This window comes from Paenibacillus sp. TAF43_2 (genome assembly GCF_052113545.1).
Lineage (GTDB): Bacteria > Bacillota > Bacilli > Paenibacillales > Paenibacillaceae > Pristimantibacillus.
Map to the genome: position 1 here is coordinate 15,795 of NZ_JBFRDK010000052.1, position 19,947 is coordinate 35,741.

Annotated in this window: 15 protein-coding genes; 1 reads left to right on the plus strand and 14 read right to left on the minus strand. The window is 45.8% G+C overall.

Going from position 1 to position 19,947, the window contains the following annotated elements; all coding sequences use genetic code 11:
* Positions 1-22: 22 nt before the first annotated feature.
* From AB4Z17_RS13830 to AB4Z17_RS13865, 8 genes are all read right to left on the minus strand, one after another.
* A complete protein-coding gene (locus AB4Z17_RS13830) occupies positions 23-1,030 on the minus strand; it encodes a DUF58 domain-containing protein (protein ID WP_441960293.1) in 1,008 nt (335 codons plus the stop codon).
* Positions 1,027-2,016, minus strand: a complete 990-nt coding sequence (locus AB4Z17_RS13835; RefSeq protein WP_441960295.1) for an AAA family ATPase — start codon at positions 2,014-2,016, stop codon at positions 1,027-1,029. The genes AB4Z17_RS13830 and AB4Z17_RS13835 overlap by 4 nt, the downstream gene beginning before the upstream one ends.
* Before the next feature lie 15 nt (positions 2,017-2,031).
* Positions 2,032-3,918 carry a hypothetical protein gene (locus AB4Z17_RS13840; RefSeq protein WP_441960297.1) on the minus strand — a complete coding sequence of 629 codons (1,887 nt, stop codon included), beginning with the start codon at positions 3,916-3,918 and terminating at the stop codon, positions 2,032-2,034.
* A gap of 165 nt (positions 3,919-4,083) precedes the next feature.
* Positions 4,084-4,989, minus strand: coding sequence for an ABC transporter permease (locus AB4Z17_RS13845; RefSeq protein ID WP_441960299.1), 906 nt, complete (start codon positions 4,987-4,989; stop codon positions 4,084-4,086).
* Entirely contained in the window at positions 4,986-5,918 is a 933-nt protein-coding gene (locus tag AB4Z17_RS13850) for an ATP-binding cassette domain-containing protein (RefSeq protein WP_441913191.1), read from the minus strand. Before AB4Z17_RS13850 ends, AB4Z17_RS13845 begins: the two co-directional genes overlap by 4 nt.
* Positions 5,919-6,007: 89 nt before the next feature.
* Positions 6,008-8,371, minus strand: coding sequence for a hypothetical protein (locus AB4Z17_RS13855; protein WP_441960301.1), 2,364 nt, complete (start codon positions 8,369-8,371; stop codon positions 6,008-6,010).
* Positions 8,372-8,558: 187 nt separating this feature from the next.
* Positions 8,559-8,870, minus strand: a complete 312-nt coding sequence (locus tag AB4Z17_RS13860; protein WP_076269253.1) for a YbjQ family protein — start codon at positions 8,868-8,870, stop codon at positions 8,559-8,561.
* 83 nt (positions 8,871-8,953) lie between these two features.
* Positions 8,954-9,295, minus strand: a complete 342-nt coding sequence (locus AB4Z17_RS13865; protein WP_441913163.1) for a DUF3889 domain-containing protein — start codon at positions 9,293-9,295, stop codon at positions 8,954-8,956.
* A 158-nt stretch (positions 9,296-9,453) separates the two neighbouring features.
* Here AB4Z17_RS13865 and AB4Z17_RS13870 point away from each other — a divergent pair, with 158 nt between their 5' ends.
* Positions 9,454-9,957, plus strand: a complete 504-nt coding sequence (locus AB4Z17_RS13870) for a hypothetical protein (protein WP_441913161.1) — start codon at positions 9,454-9,456, stop codon at positions 9,955-9,957.
* A 71-nt stretch (positions 9,958-10,028) separates the two neighbouring features.
* Here the strand turns inward: AB4Z17_RS13870 and AB4Z17_RS13875 are convergent, their stop codons facing one another.
* From AB4Z17_RS13875 to AB4Z17_RS13900, 6 genes are all read right to left on the minus strand, one after another.
* Positions 10,029-11,609, minus strand: a complete 1,581-nt coding sequence (locus tag AB4Z17_RS13875; protein ID WP_441960303.1) for a SagB family peptide dehydrogenase — start codon at positions 11,607-11,609, stop codon at positions 10,029-10,031.
* Between the two features lie 56 nt (positions 11,610-11,665).
* Positions 11,666-13,606, minus strand: a complete 1,941-nt coding sequence (locus AB4Z17_RS13880) for a TOMM precursor leader peptide-binding protein (RefSeq protein WP_441960305.1) — start codon at positions 13,604-13,606, stop codon at positions 11,666-11,668.
* Complete coding sequence (locus AB4Z17_RS13885; RefSeq protein ID WP_441913155.1) at positions 13,603-15,540, minus strand: putative thiazole-containing bacteriocin maturation protein; 1,938 nt, start codon at positions 15,538-15,540, stop codon at positions 13,603-13,605. The genes AB4Z17_RS13880 and AB4Z17_RS13885 overlap by 4 nt, the downstream gene beginning before the upstream one ends.
* Positions 15,541-15,689: 149 nt before the next feature.
* Positions 15,690-15,896, minus strand: a complete 207-nt coding sequence (locus AB4Z17_RS13890) for a hypothetical protein (protein WP_441960307.1) — start codon at positions 15,894-15,896, stop codon at positions 15,690-15,692.
* Between the two features lie 314 nt (positions 15,897-16,210).
* Positions 16,211-19,240 (minus strand): efflux RND transporter permease subunit, encoded by a 3,030-nt coding sequence (locus AB4Z17_RS13895; protein WP_441960309.1) that lies wholly within the window; start codon positions 19,238-19,240, stop codon positions 16,211-16,213.
* A gap of 24 nt (positions 19,241-19,264) precedes the next feature.
* Complete coding sequence (locus tag AB4Z17_RS13900) at positions 19,265-19,945, minus strand: response regulator transcription factor (protein ID WP_441960311.1); 681 nt, start codon at positions 19,943-19,945, stop codon at positions 19,265-19,267.
* Positions 19,946-19,947: the final 2 nt, after the last annotated feature.

The following is a 19,947-nucleotide window of genomic DNA, read 5'->3' on the forward strand; positions in this document are numbered from 1 at the left end:
TTATAAAGCGATAAATTTGGTACTAGCTGTTAAGTACATCCGAGGATAAAAAAGTGTGTCTAACCGTTTCCTCTAATGAAACACCTGTATTCACGAAAATATAGGAGGCGCCGCGTGCTGCGCATATGCTCTTCAGTTCATTTTGAAAGCCTGCAACTGCACTGCGGTATTCCTGAAGCAGCTTTTGACCTATCGCTACTTCCTTTCCCGTCCCCAGCTCGCTGTCAATTAGCTTGAGTTCTCCGCTCAAATCGGGGCTTAACTCTTCAGGCGACAATAGATGTACCAGCACGACCTGTTGACCTGCTGCTGTTAACGAAATGAGAGTCTCTTCGATTCCCTGTTCAAACATTGCATCTGTAAGTACCCACGCGGAACCAGAACGTCTCGGCAATGCAGCTGCCGTCTGGAATGGTGCTGCCATGTTAACGAATTTTGTTGCGGCAGGGGAAGAAGAATCGCTATCCCTCTCCAGCTGCTGCATGGCATCTGCTAAAAAATGAAAAAGTTTTGATGAAGAAACACGCCCATGCAGCGGCTGCAGCTCCTTAATGATCGTATCACGAAACAAACGCACCGAAATTCGATCATCTCCGCAAAGCGCGATATGCCCTAAACATGCAGCTAGTCTTAATGCATATTGAAGCTTGTTTGTATCTAAATGTCCAAAAGCCATGGATTGTGATACATCGATGTAGAGGCTAACCTGCAGCTCTTGTTCATCCCAATATTGCCGAATAAACGCTTTGCCTGTTCGGCCGTAAACATTCCAATCGATTCGGCGGATATCATCACCGGATGAATAAGGCCGATAATCAGCAAATTCTTGCGATCCGCCAAGCGAGCTGGAGCGCCTTTTGCCTGCCAGCAAACCTTTGATGCGGTTGCCTGCACGAATACGTATTCGTTCAAGCTCCGTAAGAAAAGACAGATTAGGAAATAATAGCTTCAAAGCTTCCTGATTCGAAAGTCCGGCTGATGGAGAATGGGCATTCTGTGATGCGTCTGCTGAWTCTTTGCTCACGCTCATCGCGCGGCCTCTACGGCCGTTAAAATGGCTTCGGACATCTGGTCGCTCGATATGCCCATCGCTTGCGCCTCATAGCTAAGCACGAGTCGATGCCGAAGCACCGGCAAAGCCGTTTGCCGAATGTCATTCCAAGAAATATGAAGCCTTCCAGCTGACAATGCTCTAACTTTACTTACAGCGATAATGGCTTGAACAGCACGCGGCCCCGCTCCGAATCGAACGTATCGTTTAACCTCTTCAGGTGCGTCAGGCTCGCCAGCATGCGACATCATAACAACCTTAACCGCTAAATCAAGCACCTCATCGGCGACTAAAATCTGTTTAGCGGACATTTGCAGATCCATTAATTCAGCCGCGGAAAGGACAACCGATACTTTGGGCTGAGTAATTGAAGTTGTGCGAAGCACGATTTGTTTAAGCTCCTCGCGGCTTGGATAATCCACTCCAATTTTGAGCAAAAAACGATCAAGCTGCGCTTCAGGCAGCGGATAAGTTCCCTCTTGTTCTATCGGATTTTGGGTAGCCAGCACAAAAAAAGGTTTTGGCAGCTGATGTGTCTCCCCGCCTGCTGTTACCGTACCCTCTTGCATAGCTTCCAGCAATGCGCTTTGTGTTTTGGGCGTTGCCCGATTGATTTCATCAGCGAGCACTAAATTTCCGAAAATCGGCCCTGCTTGAAACCGATGTGCGGGTGCGCCTAGGGTACCAAAATCTATCAGTGTTGTACCCGTAATATCCGAAGGCATTAAATCAGGCGTAAATTGGATACGAGAAAACTGCAAAGAGATGCAATCCGCAACAGTCCGGATCAGCATCGTTTTGCCAAGGCCTGGTATTCCTTCGAGTAGGGCATGACCCCCGGCAAGCAAACACCAGAGCAGCTGCTCCACAACGGCTTGCTGACCGACGATGACACGGCCAATCTCTTCTTTCAATGCAGCAATCCGCGCGGCAGCCTCATCTAACTGTGCTTTGGATTCAATCATATCGGATCATCTCCATTATCGGTTCGGTTGAATTTGATCAAAATATTGCTTAACCTTCTCCTGCATACTATCAGGCAGCTGAGAGCGTCCTAGCGATTGCTTCGCTTCTGCTGCATATTCGTTATAGACATCCTCATAAGGACGTGTCGTTCCATCAATCATCGGGGATTGACCGCCATTAACGGTCTGCCCCCCTGATGAAGGACCACCATCCTGTTGCACATTACCGGAGCCTTGCATCGTACGAGGCGTTGTGATCAAATTTCTGCCGCCGGCTCCTGTGCCAGCTCCTGGTCCAGAGCCGGAGCCAGAACCAGAACCAGTCCCATTGCCAGTGCCAGTGCCAGATCCAGAGCCAGAACCAGAACCTGAGCCTGTGCCAATGCCAGTGCCGGAGCCAGAGCTAGAGACAGAGCCAGAGCCAGAGCCAGATCCAAAGCCAGATCCAGAGCTAGAGCCAGTACCGGAGCCAGAACCAGAACCAGAACCTGAGCCAGTGCCTAAGGCAGAGCCAGTGCTAGTGCCAGAACCTGAGGCAGAGCCAGTGCCAGTGCTGGAGCCAGAGCTTAGGCTAGAGCCAGTGCCAGACCCGGAGCCAGTGCCTGAGGCAGAGCCAGTGCCAGAGCTGGAACTAGAGTTAGATTGCGGAGCAGTGCTGGATGCAGCATTAGGGCTAGAGCCAGTGCCGGGCGTTGCGCCCGCGGCGCCTTCCGCAGCAAGCTGCTGTGCCAGCTGCTGCCCGCTTTGCCCGAGCTGGCCCGCCATACCTCGGGCCAACTGCTCCAGCTCGCCCTGCGATAGTTCGCGGGCGAGCGCTTTCTCAAGCGCCGCGAGTGCATCGCCGGCGCTCTCGCCATCCGGGGCGGCTCCGCCGTCCGCCCCGGAATCACCTGCGGCGCGCGCCTGCTGCGCCGCCTGTTCAAGCGCCGCAGCAAGCTGTGCGGCGCCTTGCTCTTGCGGCTGCTCTGCTGCCATCCGCTCAAGTGCACTCGCCAGCGCTTCACGCTGCGCTGGCGACAGTTGGTGCAGCTGCGATCGCATAGCGTCGATCGCTTGCTGCATGCCTGCGGCGTCTCGGTCCTTCAAAGCTTGACCGAGCTGCCGCAGGCTTGGTTCATTGCTCATCGCATTCGCCGCAGCTTCCAACCGCTTCGCCGTTTTTTGTGCCGCTTCAGCTGCTAATTCCAGCTTGTTAATCGCAGCCTCCAGCTGCTCTAGCGCCTCAATTCCATCGCTGTCCAGCGAATCGAGCTTGCTGCGAAGCTCCTTCAGTGGTTTAAGCAGCTCCTGCTTCTGATCCTCTGGCAGCTCTGCTGCCTCCGCGAGATCAGTAAGCTTCTCCGTTTCTTGCCCCAGCGCCACAAGCCTTTCCTTTGCCGCTGCGAGCGCTTCCGCTCGTTCGTCAAGAGAATTAGGCAGAAAAAGCAGTATCGCCAAAACGATCCATACAGCAGCTGCGCTATAGATGAGTAAACGCCAGCTTCGCCAGTCTGGCCACGGCAGCGAAGCATGTAATCCGCTAACATATTTATCAGCAGCCTCTGTTGCCACTTCTCGCTGCATGATAACGATCGGATGAGCCTGATTTTCTTCACGCATTAACCCATCAAGAGCAGTTGATATCGCATCCTCGGTTACTTGTTTATCCATCATTCTAGCTGCTTCCCTTAAGGAAGCACGCTTCCATAATCCAATGCCCGCACCAACAACGAAACCTAAACTAGCAATGATGAACACAAGCAGTCGAACATGCATAATAGGCCACAGCCTGCTTGCACCAAGCAGCAAAAGGCCAGCAGCACTGCTTCCAAGTAAACCTATCAGCGCATAACGGCTCACTGTAAACATTGTCAACCTGCGTCTAACAGGCTGGAGCAGTTCAACCAACGACTTCTTTTGCATAACTGGCCCTCCTATAAGTTTTGCAAAGCAAAACTTTACTTCGTAAGCATCATTTGCAAAGCAAAACTTTACTTCGTAAGCATCATTTGCCTAGCAAAACCTTCCTCTACAGCATGATTTGCTTCACAACTCTCTCTTTGGTAACCATAAATTATTTTTCAAGCATTATTTCCGTCTCAAACGAGGACGAAGCCTACGAATACCCAGCCATAAAGCAAGGATGGAGAGAAGCGTATAGATAATAATGAACTCCTGCCACAATGCAATCGGCGCGTTATACCCTTTCTGTCCAATCGAATTTACAGAAAAGGCTTGATTTGAGACGAGCGGATCTAAAATGCTGTACAAAGCAGCCGCAGGATTCAAGGCAATAATATGACCGATCCAGCTGTAAGCATTTGTAGTCGTTTGCGGCATTTGTTCCATCACGCCTACGAGTACAACAAATAATAATGCTGTTCCGGCAAACATAAACAACGTAACGCCATACGTTACGATGACAGAAATCATTGTTCGCTTGAACAATGTCGAGAATAATATGCCAAAGGAACCAAGTACAAACATAATAAATAAATAAAACAAGAAAACAAGAAAGAGCTGTTCTGGCGAGATGCCGCCATACAAAAAGATCATGCTGTATACAGGAATCGTACTGATCACAATCAATACCATAAAGCTTAATGACGATGCCAGCTTGCTAAGCACAATCGTGGCTGAACTCTGCTGCGTCGTGAGCAGCAAATTAAGAGTCTGCTTCTCGCGTTCGCCGCTAATAACACCAGAAGTGAGGCCCGGTGCCATGAAAGCAATCAACCCAAGCTGTGCCATGCTCATAAAATAAAACAAAATTTTGCTTTGCTCAGGATTATAGGACTGTCCTCGTCCAGAGGTTACTTCAGTTAAATAAATAGCGCTTAAAGCCATTAAGCCGATTGCAAATAAATAAAAAAACAGCGTCCACATCGCGCGAGGCGTCCTCATTCTAAGCTTGAACTCTTTATTGAGTACGGGATTGATAAGCTGGTGGCGCCAGCTCGTTCGGCCATCTCTTGCCGCCGATTGCTCCTTCATTCGAGTCCGTCTCCCCCTTTCGTAATTTCCAAAAACACATCCTCAAGATTCGTCTGCGCTTCACTGAAGGAGATCAGCTGAAAACCTGCTGCAACCAGCTCATGAAGCAGCTGCGATTGCTCGGCATCCTGTCCGCCAAAGTGAATTTGTATTCCACGATCATCTCGGAAAATTCGGTTAACATAAGGGCGATCACGCAAAAACAGCTCCGCTTCTGACTCCCGATCAACTAATCTCACATGCAGGAAACGTTTGACACGCAATCTATTTTGAATATCTGCGACATTTCCGATCGCAATCATTTCACCATGCTCAATGACGCCGATTTCATCTACCATTTCGGCGAGCTCAGGCAATATATGTGAAGAAATGATGATCGTTTTCCCCATTGACTTCAGCTCTCGCAATATTTCTCTCATCTCAATCCGAGCTCGAGGATCAAGGCCGGAAGCAGGCTCATCCAAAATAAGGAGCTCTGGATCATGAACGAGGCAGCGTGCCAAGCAAAGCCGCTGCTTCATTCCCCGAGAGAGCGAGTCAACGTAAGCATCTTTTTTATCGCTCAAATTGACCAGCTCCAGCAATTGCGGAATCAACTGTTCCCGCTCCGCCTTCGGTATACCATAGCTGGCGCCATAGAAATGCAAATATTCCAACGTTTTGAATTGGTCATACACGCCAAAAAAATCCGGCATATATCCAATTCGCTTACGCACCTCATGCGGATGTTTGGTCACGTCAAATCCGTCTACTTTTGCGATGCCTGAGGTGGGTATCATTAATGTCGCAAGAATTGACATCGTCGTTGATTTTCCTGCCCCATTGGGGCCAACAAAACCAAATACCGTTCCTTTTGGAATCGTTAGATCTATCGATTTAAGCGCTTGAAACGTTCCGAATGTTTTGGAAAGCTGTTTGATTTCAATCATCGGAACCAGAGGCGCATCATTTGATGGTTGTTCCGCAGGTTCCGTTTTAGGCACTTCCACATTAATGATCTCTATTTCGTGATTTTTGCTCATTTTTTCTGTATCTCTCCTTCTAAAGCAATCTGCGGTAAAGTCATGTCCACAGAACCAATGACAGAAAACTTCATTCGAACAATTTGATTGTTAATCAAATACTCTTTTGGCGCTGCTTCAGCTTTGCTTGAATCTGTCCAATTTCCTTCTTTCTCGTTCCAGACAGTCAATGTGAGATTTGAAGCATTTGTACTGTTGTTGTATAGGATTTCGAGATGATCGTATACAGCATCATGATCATTTGGCAAAATATATTCAAATATAAGCTCGCCATCGCCTACAAAATAAGAACCGTTCCCGTAGTGCTGCAATTGACTCGTGGCATTCTCCGTAATAATGGGATTAATAAGACCTGCTGGTACGATGACACGATTCCCATCAATAAAAGAGGTATCGACCTTCTGAACCCACAGCTTCAAATTATCCGTCTTTATCGTTTCGCCGTTTACCTTGTAATTCTGCTCATGATCAGTGCTAAAGCCAACTACTATGGGCTCCGGCGGGACAATGCCGCCATTGTTTCGATTCCCAAAGCTGTCTACAAGCTGTCGCTCTCGATTATACCCGTCATTGCCTCGGCTAGATGGATTAGGAAACATCATTTGACCATAAGGGAAATAGCCTGATTGATTAACCGTACTCGTTGTAATTGTCGTTTGCCCGCTCTCGCCGACCTTCAAATCGCCAAAGAGCTGAGCTTGCCCATTGATTAGCATGGAAACATTCGTAAGATTAGTTGTCGTATTGTTGGTAGCAGTTACCTCAATCGCATGTCTAGCCTGCTTATAAGAAAGGGTTAGCTGCCCCGTATCACTGGTCATCGTCTGCTTTTCTATCCATAGTTTCCGTGTCGACCAATAGGGAACGGAGCGCCATAGTGCTGTAGTCGAATCATTTTCGGAAATCAATTGCGTTTTATCATCCATATTCTGATTTCCATTTTGGTTGTAATTGGCGTAAAAAGATAAATTTACTCTTTTATCAAATTTTGCAGTCACTGTTCCCCCAGTTGGAATGAACACCGCAGTTGCACCTGATCGTACAGCGTCTCCTTGTCCAGTCAACTCAATGATCTCAATCGTATGGGCTGATAAATTACGCTTATCTTCTGCACCGAAGAAAAAGATTGCGAAACCGGTAATAACAGAAAAAGCAGGGATAAGCCACCAAGACCACTCTCTTCGATCTGCCTTAGCTAAAATTATATACAGTACTGGCGCTACGATGATCATATAGCCGATAAACATCCACATAAGCAGCATAAAGTTGGGCGGTTTAATCGACGGGAACTCATCTATAATACTTTCAATATTCCATTTCATATTATTGTTGATGCTCACCATGCCAAGGTGAATCGGCGTCAAATTTTTTTTAAGCACCTTCGCCCATAGCATCGCGCTGCCAGTCCATGTAGACATAGGCTCAAGCGATGGATCATAAGCGAAATAAATAACGCTGCCAAATCCATGTTCACGGGATACGACAAGCGGCAGGCCATTCTCAGCAAGCTCCGTTTTGCCATCTATTATACGACCTGTCGAGACGACCAAAGGTTTTTCAAGTGCAAGTGCGGTACCCCCGAAGCTGGCAAGTGAGTCCGCGCTGGATATGGTCGATGTGCCTGACGACTCTAGCGGTGCAATCTGTTTAAAGGCATCTGCCGTTTTGCCATAGCCGACTCCTCCAGTTAACACAAGTGTGCCGCCTTGCTGTACCCAATCCTTTATCGCTTTAACCTGTGCTTCATCCCAGCCCGTGGTTGGCATATCATTGATAACGATCGTATTGAGTGTTTTGAGTAAAATGGGATCGCTGGGCAGTTCCTTCTGCGCAATCGGAATGACCGTTATTTCGTAGCCTCGTTGATTTAGCGATGGCATAAAATTCAAAGTATCCGGGTCACGAGATATGACACCAATGGTGTAGCTGTTGGCTGTTCTTGCGTTTATGTAATCGTTGCCGAAAATCGGAATAGGTTTGCCTGATTTGTAGGAGTCCTTAAAAAAACGTATTTTACTGTTGCTCCGATTAAGAAGCTCGCCTTGAATAGATGCTGTTAATTGTATGGCTGTGCCTAGAGGCAGCTCTGTGGGTATGATCAAGTCATTAGACCCTACTATAGATATAACAACTTCACCTTTCAAATCCTCAGCTGTCTGGTTTGTCAGTGTAAGCCGTACAGGATACCATTCGGATTGTTTCATATAGCCCTGAAATCCGACACTCGTTTCCAATGAAATTCCCTTCTCCGTTGCTGCTGCCTGTGCACTGCCAGTTCCCGCTAAGAAAGCTGCTATCAAACTAATCATGACCGCATAAGCGATAGTTCGATTTCTTAAATGAATAAAACGGTTCACCATTTGACCCCTCTCTTTACTTGATCTTCCATTTATACATATCCTTATTTTAACGGATTTTACAATTGAATTGTTGCTTCTTTTTCTAAATAATCATAAAATGCAAAAAAAAAACGACAAAACTTGATCATATAAGCTGTGCTTAAGATGATCATAGTTTTATCGTTTTCCAATTTTATGGTAAATTATTTTACAGGCGTACTGCTGTTCCGCTGACAGCTACCATTAACATTCCTTCACGCACAACCTCATAATCAATGTCGATCGCAACGATTGCATTTGCTCCAATCTTAGCGGCTTGATTTTTCATCTCATCAATGGCTACGTCACGTGCTTCCTTCAGCTTGCTCTCATACGCACCGGAGCGTCCTCCAACGATGTCTGTAATTGATGCAAAAAAGTCACGAACGACATTTGCACCCATAATCGCTTCTCCTGTTACGATTCCTATATAATCTTGAATAGGACGGCCTTCTATTGTTGGTGTTGTTGAAATTAGCATCATTATGCTCCTCTCGCTTCATAAAGAAGCGTGTATTTAAAACATTTGCTTATATTACGAAGCTGGCAGCTGTTTTGTTTCAATTAAGTTCCATTCATTAGCTCTTTCAATTCCACATCTATGAGTCTGTCCGTAATCGTGTTAATTCTTATCGTAACGCGAATAGCGAATTGTTTGGCATCTTTATTTAACAGTAGAACAAAACATTCCTCTGACTCTCCATTAGCAAGCTTTTTTCTTCCTTCGTATTTGTAATTGACAATTGAAGCATCCTCGTATGCTTTTGACGTTTCTTGCATGGCCAGCTTTCCCCACTTTGCGTAGGACGGCTCCGCATGCAAATGAGCCGCTTCTGTCGCAAACACTTCCGTATGCGTAAAGCTAAGAAGTGCGAACACAGCCTTAATTACAATATTAATTATCATTTTGCAACCACCTATTTCATGGATTGTARTGGTATTAGCGTCACCCTCTTCGCTCCGTCCTATTCTTCACTTCTAAAGGCTGCAGCCCAATTTATAGGGATAAGTGCCCTTTTTTCATTCAAAGCATATTGTAGAGTATGATAAAAAGGAGGCACACCATGATACGCAATCAATCTTATATGCCACAATCGGCTGTTATGCCTGAGTACTATGAACAAATGCAAACAAACCCTGCCCAAGCCAATTTGGGACCGGAAACTGTGAATGCACAGACGGCTCCCGCCCCAGCTCATTGCTGTGTTGATTTAAGTCTAATGCATCATTATCCTTACATGCACGAATTTCATGACTTTCACCACATGCATCACTTCCATCCGATGATGGAGGATTTTCATCCGATGATGGAGGATTTCCACCATATGCATCACTTTCATCACATGATGGATGATTATCATCCCATGATGCATGAGATGTGGGATGAGCATATGCACTACGATCACCATCATCCTCATGATGGATGGGAGCTCTCGACTTTAGATTATCATCATGCTTGGTTCCACCCTATGATGCATCACCATCCGCACCATGTTTGCTTCCCAGTTACATGCCAGCCAGCCGGGGAGCTTCAGAAGAAGGCAGCAGCCGAGCAGCCTAACGGTTAAAAAAGAAAAACATAAAAAGGGCAGATTGAATGATTGCCATCATTCAATCTGCCCTTTTGTCTCCTCATCAACTATTGCGACAAACTGCCTTCGAGTCGCGAGCGAGGTCGACATGGGCCAATAGGAATTTGAATAAGACTCGTTAGTCCATTTGGCGTTAATTCATAAAGCTCATTCATGGAGCTAACATCAAAGCCTAGCAGCGGTCGTCCTTCCATCCTCAATGCGGAAGCAGCAATCAGCAAACGTTGAACGAGCATTCCCGCTTCCATTTGTTGAATACGATAGCCGCGAAAGCCAAGCTCCTTATGAAAATGCTCCAGATCACCTGCCACATGAAAAGTAAGCGGCACCTGGAATAAATTTACGTTATCCAAAGACATGCCATACTGAAGCCATGGCCTTTGGTCACCCGCACGGACAAGCTGCAGCGCGTGAGCCGCAGCATCATAGTAATACGCTCCATCTTGAATCCCATCAACACCATAAAAACAGCCATATAAATGGACGCGCGACGATGGACTTCGCACTAAACCATCCAAATCATTACGATACTTATAAGAAATCATGATCTCCTGCAATAGTGCTGCCAAATCGGTTATGCTCACGGTTTCCAATACAAATTCACTTTCTGGCGAGTAGCGCTGCCTGCATACCGATGCTAAATCATACATCATCCGATTTACGCTCGGTAAAGCAAAAACGTCGCTACTGCTAGCTAGTATTTGCTGCCCCTCCAGCTGTTTAATCGCGCGTGTGGATTCCATGATGGAGGCTTCATTTAGCTTAATGAGCAGCGGATATTCCAATACCTTTTTTGATCGCATGTAGTGCTCATGTCTAATTAACGGAAGCATACTGCATAATTCATCTGAAGAAATATTTTTTTCGGCGCTATCACCATGGTGGAACCATTCCATATTTGCATCTATCGCAAGAGGAATCGCAGCGTATACACTTTCTTCCGTATCAGGTAGACCAAGCATATGATTGATGGCGCCATCTAGAAACTGAAAGTAAACACCCGCCTCAAAGTCATAACGTTTAGCCACTTCAAGCAGCTGGCCAACGAGCAAGCCAGCATCTAATCCTTGCAATCGATAGGAGAAGTTATTGTATTTATAAAAGTTTTTCCAAAAAAAAGTGGACACAAATACGGCTCCAAAGCCGTTTGTTATGTCACACCGATCACCTAACGCATTGCTCAAATACCGATCAAATTGGCCTTCACGCATCAGCAGCAAACGATGATGCGCCACATCATAATGATAAATTCCGTTAGGTAACTCATCCAGCTTTAAATAAAGATATACTTCGCTTGGATACAGCCCTCCGCCTGATGGAACAAAACGTCTACAAAGCTGCAAGGAGTCCTCCCATTCCTCCCCTGCATGTTGTTCAAGAACAGACTGGCTAAGCTGTGTCAGCCCGAACGTATACCAAAGAAAATGGCCTATATCCCGTAGCGTTGGCATCGTATGTTCCCGTTTGCCCGTCAAAGTAAGCGGAACATCCGAAGCGAGAGGAAATGCCGGTACATGACGATATAATTTGTACGGTAGAGGAGCGTTATCCCAATCAATTTCCACATCTTGAGGTTTGGTTTTGTCTGGATCATATTGCAATTGGTGCAAAAAAGCCTTCAGACTCATATCTCCCCTCCTAAGTGCCAACTCGCCGAGATCCACTGCATGACAGCAGACAGTGCTTATGGAAACGGATGCGGATAAGGATTAAGCAGCTCATGCGTCAACCTCTCCTTGACGTAACCCAGCTCAGTTGGTATTCGCAGCACCCTCTCAAGTCCTCTCAAGCGGACAAGATGTTGACCAAAACTCATCGGGAGCATACCTGGAATGAGCACCTTTACACAATGGAGCCCATTTCTCAGCGTTTCCTGCGTCGTTTGATCAACAACGATAACTTCTAAATTTAATTCACGGAAAACTTTGAGGAAAACGTTTAATTCATCTGTCAAATCTGCATGCTTTGGCCTTGGTTTAAATGCCTCTTCGAATGTACGGAGCGGCCTCTCATTTTGAAGAAGGAAGTTCAACCGTTCCTCAGCTTCCTTCAAGCTGTACAGCATCGAATGATCATCCATTTGCCGAACTAGAAAAGGATCATGAAGCATGCGTTCATACTGCTCACGGTTTTCTTCTAACCTCTCATTAAACGCGAGCAGCATGCCAGCGATCTCATGGATGGCTCCTTTTGCTGCCCGCACTGGATCGGGATGCGCCCCAGCAGCACAAATCATATTAACGCCATTTTCCGTTCTGTTTTTGGCAAGCACCCATACACTCGGAATGCCATGCTCCATCGTCGAATCGAATAAATGGACATCATATTGGGTGACATCACGTAAACGCTCCACCATTAAGGTTAATTCCAGATCTCCGGAGGAATAAGGATCTATAGGAACAAGCGGAAGCTGTGCATACCAGGTCATGAGAAATGAATCCCGTTCTACTACTTCCAGTATTCCGTAAAAAACAGCTTCCTCCAAGCTGCCTCCTAACGCACAGCCATTTGAGGTTTCGTATACAAATCCATGGCCGCAGCCAGAGCTGTAATAAGAGAGCAGTTCCGGCACGAGAATAGGCTTCTCCTGCAAAAACGAATAGCCCCACACCCAATCGATTTTTCTGCTCGGGTCGAATGGTTGAAACGGAAAATCGGGACGCTCATACTGTTCCTTCTCGTGCACGCCTACCCGAACGGGATCAAGGGCAATCTCACTCAAATGCTCATAGCTGTCATGAACCGCCGTCCTCTTTCCTCTAGGCGATATACCGCAATAACGTTCTAAACCCTCTAGTATTGCTGTCATTTCACTGTCTGCAAAAGAATTTGTACGGCCAGCGCAGCCTTCATCTCCCGAAAACATCGGTAGAATAATGCTCGAATCCGCAAATGGCGACATCAGATCAATCATTTTTCCGTTCAAAAACCCTGTGCGATTGTCCAGATAATCATTGGCTAATACAGCTTTCAGCTCACTCATCGAACGAGTTCGATAGCTATTTTCGCTAATTTTTGGGCTTGGATGCAACTTAATACGCGAACCTATAGCCGAATCATCAGGTATTTCTCCACAAATCGTACAAAGCGGATCAGGCAAATAAAAATGAACCGAGCTGTTGAGCGTTTGCAAATGTACCAGCTTCACACGATTTTCAAGATGAGCCTTGTTGTTAAGGAGGAAATGTTCAGCTTCAACAGCAATATGATGAGCCACATGCAGAAGCCCGCTTCGAGAAGACCAAATATCCGGATAAACTTCACCGTGCATAAAAAGATGCTGCAGCTCCCACATTTCTTTCCGATCATTTCCAGCCATCAAACGCCGCAGATCAGCGCACTGCGAGCAGCCTGCTGTCCCGGGAATGACAAGCGGACCAATTACGCCCTCACCAAAGGATACAAAGCCGCGCAGCCATGGTGTCCCCGATTGCTTAAACATTTCCTCTGCCATCAGATGAGAAGCTGAATCATAGCCATCGCTCAGTACGAGCGCAAGCTCTGCCGTTTCTGGAACACCAAACGACAGATCACTCACTCGTTCAACCTGACAAAATTCAGATAATAGATCGGTTACGTAATCTGCAAGCAGCCCTTCGCCTACAATTGCCATTTTAGCGCTCACTCTTCTGTCTCCTCTCGGAGCGAGATGCCGAATACTCCCGCCAGCTCCTCATTGAAAAAAGCTTCCGAAGTTAAGTTATACACAAGAAGACGCTTTTGGTTATTTTGTAGATGCATCAAAGCATTCTTCAGAACCTCTCGATGCTCAAATGGATCACACTCGGTTATGGAGAGGTTCACCACTTCGTCTTCCTTCACATTTACAGAAGCCAATTGATTTATTTTCCCTTTAAAGAGAGAATCTTTATTCTGAATGTCCAGCAATGCACCCAATAGAACTCTGCGAAGTGCCCTCGTTTCATTTAAATCAACTGCGTGATACCAGCAATCGTTTGTTCTCAGCCATACAACTGTAAAACCAATTACAGTCTCACTGATGCCAAAGGAAGGTGATCCTTGCATCGTGGTTAGCGCATTTATATAGTAACGACATCGTTCATCCTCAACTTGACTAAGCTTCATCGGCGTGATTGAAGGAGGTTCTGCTTCGTATAGCCTTATCCATTCTTCGGATAAATACTTTTGCAAAGCGCGGCAGACGGCCTCCTCGATCGTCTCCCCTGCTCCTACGCTCATAAGCACAGGCTCTAATGCAGAGCCAATTTCAGGAGTCTGGTTGATGAATATATTTGCCATACGAGACACATAGGCTTCAATTCCAGCAAGCCCCGCTTCTCTGCGTGCCTCCTCATGTCTAATACCGTTGCATACAACTTCCGAGAGCAGCAGCGCTGGGCCTTCTGACAGCGGATCAACGGACTGAACCCGGCATTGCGACAACGGCAGCTGACGCAGCTCTCCTTCCTCCCAAATATGAAAGATGCCCGTCTCCATGGATGTTAATTGACTGAAGAAAGGGAGCAATCCGCTTGAATCACGTTTTCCTGTGCTCTCTTCCGACAGAAGCTCATAATCTTCAACCTTCTTCGCCATTTGTTTTTGATTGACTAACGGATGAGGAAGAAACGGATGCCACTTGCCTTCCAGCGTCTCTAGGTTCAGCAGAAACAGTTTATTATTTTGTAATTTCGTTACACCTGCAGCTGTTTTTAGCCATTCAAAAACGATCACGTTAGCGAGCAGCGATTCCGCAACAGATGAAACAGCATAATCATTTGTTTCCTTATAAATAGAAGCATAATGGACTCTGCGTCTTGCTGATTCCCAGTCACCCTCCGAATTTGAATAGGCGAGCGGAGCCGCTAGACCTGCTTGCCCTAGAATTACAGCCGGCAGCAGCACTTTATTATTTTGTCTACATACTTGATTAAGAGATTGAAGCTCAGCTTCCCCTTCTGGATCTGACACATAAAATATTGCATCGTATGGCTGTATTACTAATGACCATTCCACTCCCCCATCCTTCGGCAAGCTGATCTCGTCCACCTTGATCTCTGAATCGAATGGTCTGTAATGGTGCACCAGTTCCGTAATTCGTCTAGGTCCCGTCGTTTCCGCGTTCATATTGATGAAGTGAAATTGAGGAAGGCCGGATTCAAGTAATGATTTCACTACTGAAACCAAAAAATTCCCGTTCCCGACAACAAGCACGCTGGACTTTCGAAACAGCTCAAAACGGTATGCCCCAGACCCATCAAAGCTGTCCAAAAATTCAATCTGAGCCTCATATTGCTTAACAATATGGCTCGGAAGCTGATGCGGCCTATCCTGACTCACATCTTGGACATAGCCATTCGCATACAATACTTTTGCAATCTCATAAACATGATCACGGTATTGATCTGTCAATCCATCCGTTATTTCATGCAATGAATGCTCACCATTAAACACCGGAATTAATTTTTCTATCCATTGATCAATTGTACTGCCTTCCATCCGAAATGAACCGATATTATTGCGGAAATAGACACTTCCGTCCGAGCTCGGGAGAAAAAAAGTATCTCCTCTCACTTTAAGGCGCATAGAAGGATCCAAAATTCATTCCTCCTTATTTTGAAATCTGGCTTTTCGTAACAAGAGTTCCTCTATAAAGATATGTATGGCTATTTGTCCGTCATACCTGCACTCGCATAGAAAGACACCCCAGCATCCCGAAAAGCGTTTGCAGGGGTGTCTTGAACCTTCTATTTACATCTCAATAGTTGACTAACGGCAACGGGCACAACCAGCACAGCGGGCACAGCCGCCTCCGCAGCGAGCACAGCCACCGCATCTTGCACAACCTCCGCAGCCGCCACAGCCGCCGCATGAACAAAAGCCGATACAAAAACCAATACAAAAGCCAATACACAACCGAGCATTATTGGGATCCATTTGGCCTTGACCCGCATTCGGCGTCATTCCACTCGATTTAAATGCATCCGTGTTCAAATTTTGAAGATCGTTCTTAAATTCATTCATCTTAGTAGCCTCCGTTATATGTTCATGTGATTATCATCGGCATTCACAAAATAGGAAATGAAAATGAGAACAACCCAAACTGGTCATATGCCGATAATCGTTCATGACATATACGTATGAAAAAAGCTCCGCTAGTGTTACTAATCCATTTACCTAATCGCCCAATTTGAAAAGCAACAACTAAAAAAAGAGGCTGTCAACAAGATCAATGACCTTGTGACAGCCTCTCTGCTATCTCGAATTGTTATGCTTCTTCTGCAGTGCGTGGTTTGCGTTTACGGTTCAAGAACTCATAAACGATAGGTACGATAATGAGCGTGAGCAGTGTTGAGCTCGTCAAGCCGCCAATTACGGTAACCGCCATACCTTTAGAAATCAAACCGCCTGATTCGAATCCAAATGCGAGCGGAAGCAACGCACCTACGGTTGCAATTGCCGTCATTAGAATCGGACGAAGACGTGTACCCGCTGCTTCAATAAGTGATTCGCGGACGGAAAGTCCTTCTTTCTCTTTTTGAATAACACGGTCAACAAGGACAATTGCATTCGTGACCACGATACCAATGAGCATCAGGGCACCAATCATTGCGGTAACGCTCAGTGTTTCTCCTGCAATTAACAGTGCTACTAGCGCACCGATAATCGTAAACGGAAGGGAGAACAGAATTGCGAATGGTGTAAGTCCACCACCAAATGTAATGACAAGTACGAGATAAACGACAGCAATCGCTGCAAGCATCGCTAAGCCTAGCTGCATAAATGACTCATTGATCTGCTCCGTTACTCCACCCATTTCGATATCGACGCCAGCAGRAAGATCAGTCTCATCAATCATCTTCTGCAAATCTGCCGAAACCTTACCGACATCAGATGAAATTGCATCTGCTGAAACCTCAGCATACATACGACCATCACGTCTTGTTATCGTATTCGGCGACTCACCTTCTTCGATAGTCACGACATCTTTCAAAGCCACTTCAGTACCTAACTGAGTAGTCAATTTCACATTCTCTAGATCTGATTTATTCGTATAGGTTTTTGTATCAACCTTCACATAAACGTTAAATTCCTCGCCATCCACTTCAACTGTCGTCAGAACGGGACGCTCGCGAACAGGACTAAGTGCCATTGCAATCTGGCCTGCTGTTAATCCGTTTTGACTAAGCTTCTCTTGGTTAGCTACAAGGCGATACTGCTCATACGTTTCCGATAAGCTGGAATCAATATTTTTCAAATCCTTATGATCTGCAAGCTTCTTCATAAGGTCATCCACGATAGGTTGAACAGTGTTCATATCCGGACCATACACAAGCATCGATATGCCCGATCCACCAAGACCTCCGACTCCGAAGTCCTGCTGTTTCCATTCGCCTTTGCCGCCTAGCTCTTGCAGCATAGGTACAATTTTTTCTTTCTCAGCTGTAAAACCAGCATAATCCTCATCATAGCTCAAGTTAAACAACGCTTGTTTAGAAGCTCCTGGGCTAAATGGATTTTGGCTGCCAACTGCATATTGCACGACGGTAACACCTTCACGATCGAGCAATTTCTTCTCAGCTTCAAGAGCCATTTTCTCTACCTGTTCAAGCGTTTCTCCAGGTGCTGGATTATAGGAAACAATCATCATTTTCTGTTCGTCGCCAGGAATGAAGCTCGTTCCAATCACTGGAAGCAGGAACAGACTTCCGATAAGTAGTAGTGTTGCTAAACCAAAAGTAACCAATTTATGATCAAGCGACCAGCGAAGTGCACCTTTGTACCATTCCGCTAAGCGGCCTGGCTTATCGTGATGCGCCTTGCCAGCTTTCATCCCTTTGCGGAACATCATATGCGCCAGCATTGGAACGACCGTAATGGCAACAAGCAATGATGCTAGTAGAGCAAATACAATCGTTAATGCAAACGGCAAGAACATTTCACCAATCATGCCCGAAACAAGTCCAAGAGGCAGGAATACGGCAATCGTTACGATTGTGGAAGCCAAAATCGGTACGAACATTTCCTTCGTCGCATCAAGAATCAATTCCTTGCCTTTCATCTTCTCTGTAGGGAGCGCCATTCGTCGATATACATTCTCGATAACGACAATCGAGTCATCGATTACCCGCCCAATCGCGACGGTCATCGCACCAAGTGTCATAATGTTCAGTGTAATATCCATCCGACTCAAAATCAGAAGAGCGATCAGGATGGAAAGTGGAATCGAAACGACAGCAATAATCGTGGAACGAATATCGCGCAAGAAAATCATAATGATAATGACAGCGAACAATGCGCCGATTACCGCCTTGCTTAACATCGTGTGAACGGAATCCTCGATCGGCTTGCCTTGATCAAGTGTCGTTACAATAGACAAACCATCATTATTGCCTTCAAGCTCTTTTATTTCTGCTTTTACATTATTAACAACGTCAACCGTATTGGAATCAGCCGCTTTGACGACGTTAAACCCAATGGAGTCTTTGCCATTCGTACGAGAAATAGACTCTGCTTTGCCTACGATGCTTAAATCAGCAACATCGCTAAGCTTAACACCTGGCACGATGACTAAGTTTTTCAAATCACTCTCAGTCGTTATGTTTCCATCAACGACCAGCGCCTTCTCTGTCTCGCCAAATTCATAAATACCTAGCGGTACAGAAATAGCTGACGCTTGGATGATGCCTTTCACCATCTCTTCGGTTAAGCCGATTTGCTTTAGCTTATCCGTTTTGAAGGATAGTTCACCTTCCTTAACATTTTGTCCAGAAACTTGAATACTCGCTACACCTTCAATACCTTGAAAGCGCGGCAATACATTTTCTTCTATTTCCTTCGTAAGCTGCTCCAAATTCATCTTTTCATTGGAGATACTCATTGCAAGGACAGGGAATGCATTCAAGCTGATACGTGAAACGGATGGGGTTTGCGTTCCTGCTGGAAGCTTAATCTCGGAGAGGATATTTTTAACTTCCGCTTCCGCCTTTTCCATATCTGTCTCATAGGAGTACTCAATAACGACAGATGAAGCATTCTCATAGGATGTTGAGCTAATGACTTTAACACCTTTAAGATTGCGAGTCCGCTGCTCAATCGGCTTCGTAATTTTCTCCATTACCTCTTCAGGTGCAGCACCCGGCAATACAGTTGTGACGCTTACGATTGGAACCGTAATATCGGGCAATGTTTCCATTTTCATATTCATTCCTGAATAAAGTCCAGCAAATAACACAAGCAGCGTCAAAATCCACAAAGCAAATTTGTTATTAAGCGAAAATCGGATGATGCTCTTCAATCTCTCCCACTCCTCATCTTCTATCTATACTTTAAAACGGTAGCCCACTCCCCAAATTGTTTCTATATATTGAGGTTTGGATGGGTCATGCTCAATTTTCTCACGCAGCCTCCGAATATGAACCGTAACCGTAGCTGCGTCTCCATTTGAATCAAGCCCCCAAATACGTTCAAACAACTCTTCTTTCTCAAACACGCGATTAGGGTGTGAAGCTAAAAGCAGCAGAAGCTCATATTCCTTTGAAGTAAGCATCGCTTCCTGCTCATGAATCATGACTCTTCGTGAAGGCTTATCGATAAACAATCCGCGTATGCGAATATGCTCGCCTCGCTCCCCTTTGTCAGCTGTCAAACGCTCGTAACGAGCCAAATGAGCTTTCACGCGTGCTACCAGCTCACTTGGACTGAAGGGCTTGGTCATATAATCGTCAGCGCCAAGTCCTAATCCTCGTATTTTATCAATATCCTCTTTTTTCGCGGTTACCATCAGCACTGGAATATTGATCGTTTGTCTAATTTGTCGACAAATTTCAAAGCCGTCGATTTTAGGAAGCATTACATCTAAAATGATAAGATCAAACTTTCCTTCGAGCGCTTTCTCAAGTCCTATATCACCTCTCCCTTCAATTTGAACGTTAAAACCGTAACTTTCCAAATAATCTCGTTCCAGCTCGGCAATGGCTTTCTCATCTTCAATAATTAGTATGC

Bases quoted from the DNA above. Each gene is read 5' to 3' on its own strand.
- AB4Z17_RS13835 (WP_441960295.1), bottom strand. From the start codon at position 2,016: ATGATTGAATCCAAAGCACAGTTAGATGAGGCTGCCGCGCGGATTGCT.
- AB4Z17_RS13840 (WP_441960297.1), bottom strand. From the start codon at position 3,918: ATGCAAAAGAAGTCGTTGGTTGAACTGCTCCAGCCTGTTAGACGCAGG.
- AB4Z17_RS13845 (WP_441960299.1), bottom strand. From the start codon at position 4,989: ATGAAGGAGCAATCGGCGGCAAGAGATGGCCGAACGAGCTGGCGCCAC.
- AB4Z17_RS13850 (WP_441913191.1), bottom strand. From the start codon at position 5,918: ATGATTGAAATCAAACAGCTTTCCAAAACATTCGGAACGTTTCAAGCG.
- AB4Z17_RS13855 (WP_441960301.1), bottom strand. From the start codon at position 8,371: ATGGTGAACCGTTTTATTCATTTAAGAAATCGAACTATCGCTTATGCG.
- AB4Z17_RS13860 (WP_076269253.1), bottom strand. From the start codon at position 8,870: ATGCTAATTTCAACAACACCAACAATAGAAGGCCGTCCTATTCAAGAT.
- AB4Z17_RS13865 (WP_441913163.1), bottom strand. From the start codon at position 9,295: ATGATAATTAATATTGTAATTAAGGCTGTGTTCGCACTTCTTAGCTTT.
- AB4Z17_RS13870 (WP_441913161.1), top strand. From the start codon at position 9,454: ATGATACGCAATCAATCTTATATGCCACAATCGGCTGTTATGCCTGAG.
- AB4Z17_RS13875 (WP_441960303.1), bottom strand. From the start codon at position 11,609: ATGAGTCTGAAGGCTTTTTTGCACCAATTGCAATATGATCCAGACAAA.
- AB4Z17_RS13890 (WP_441960307.1), bottom strand. From the start codon at position 15,896: ATGCGGGTCAAGGCCAAATGGATCCCAATAATGCTCGGTTGTGTATTG.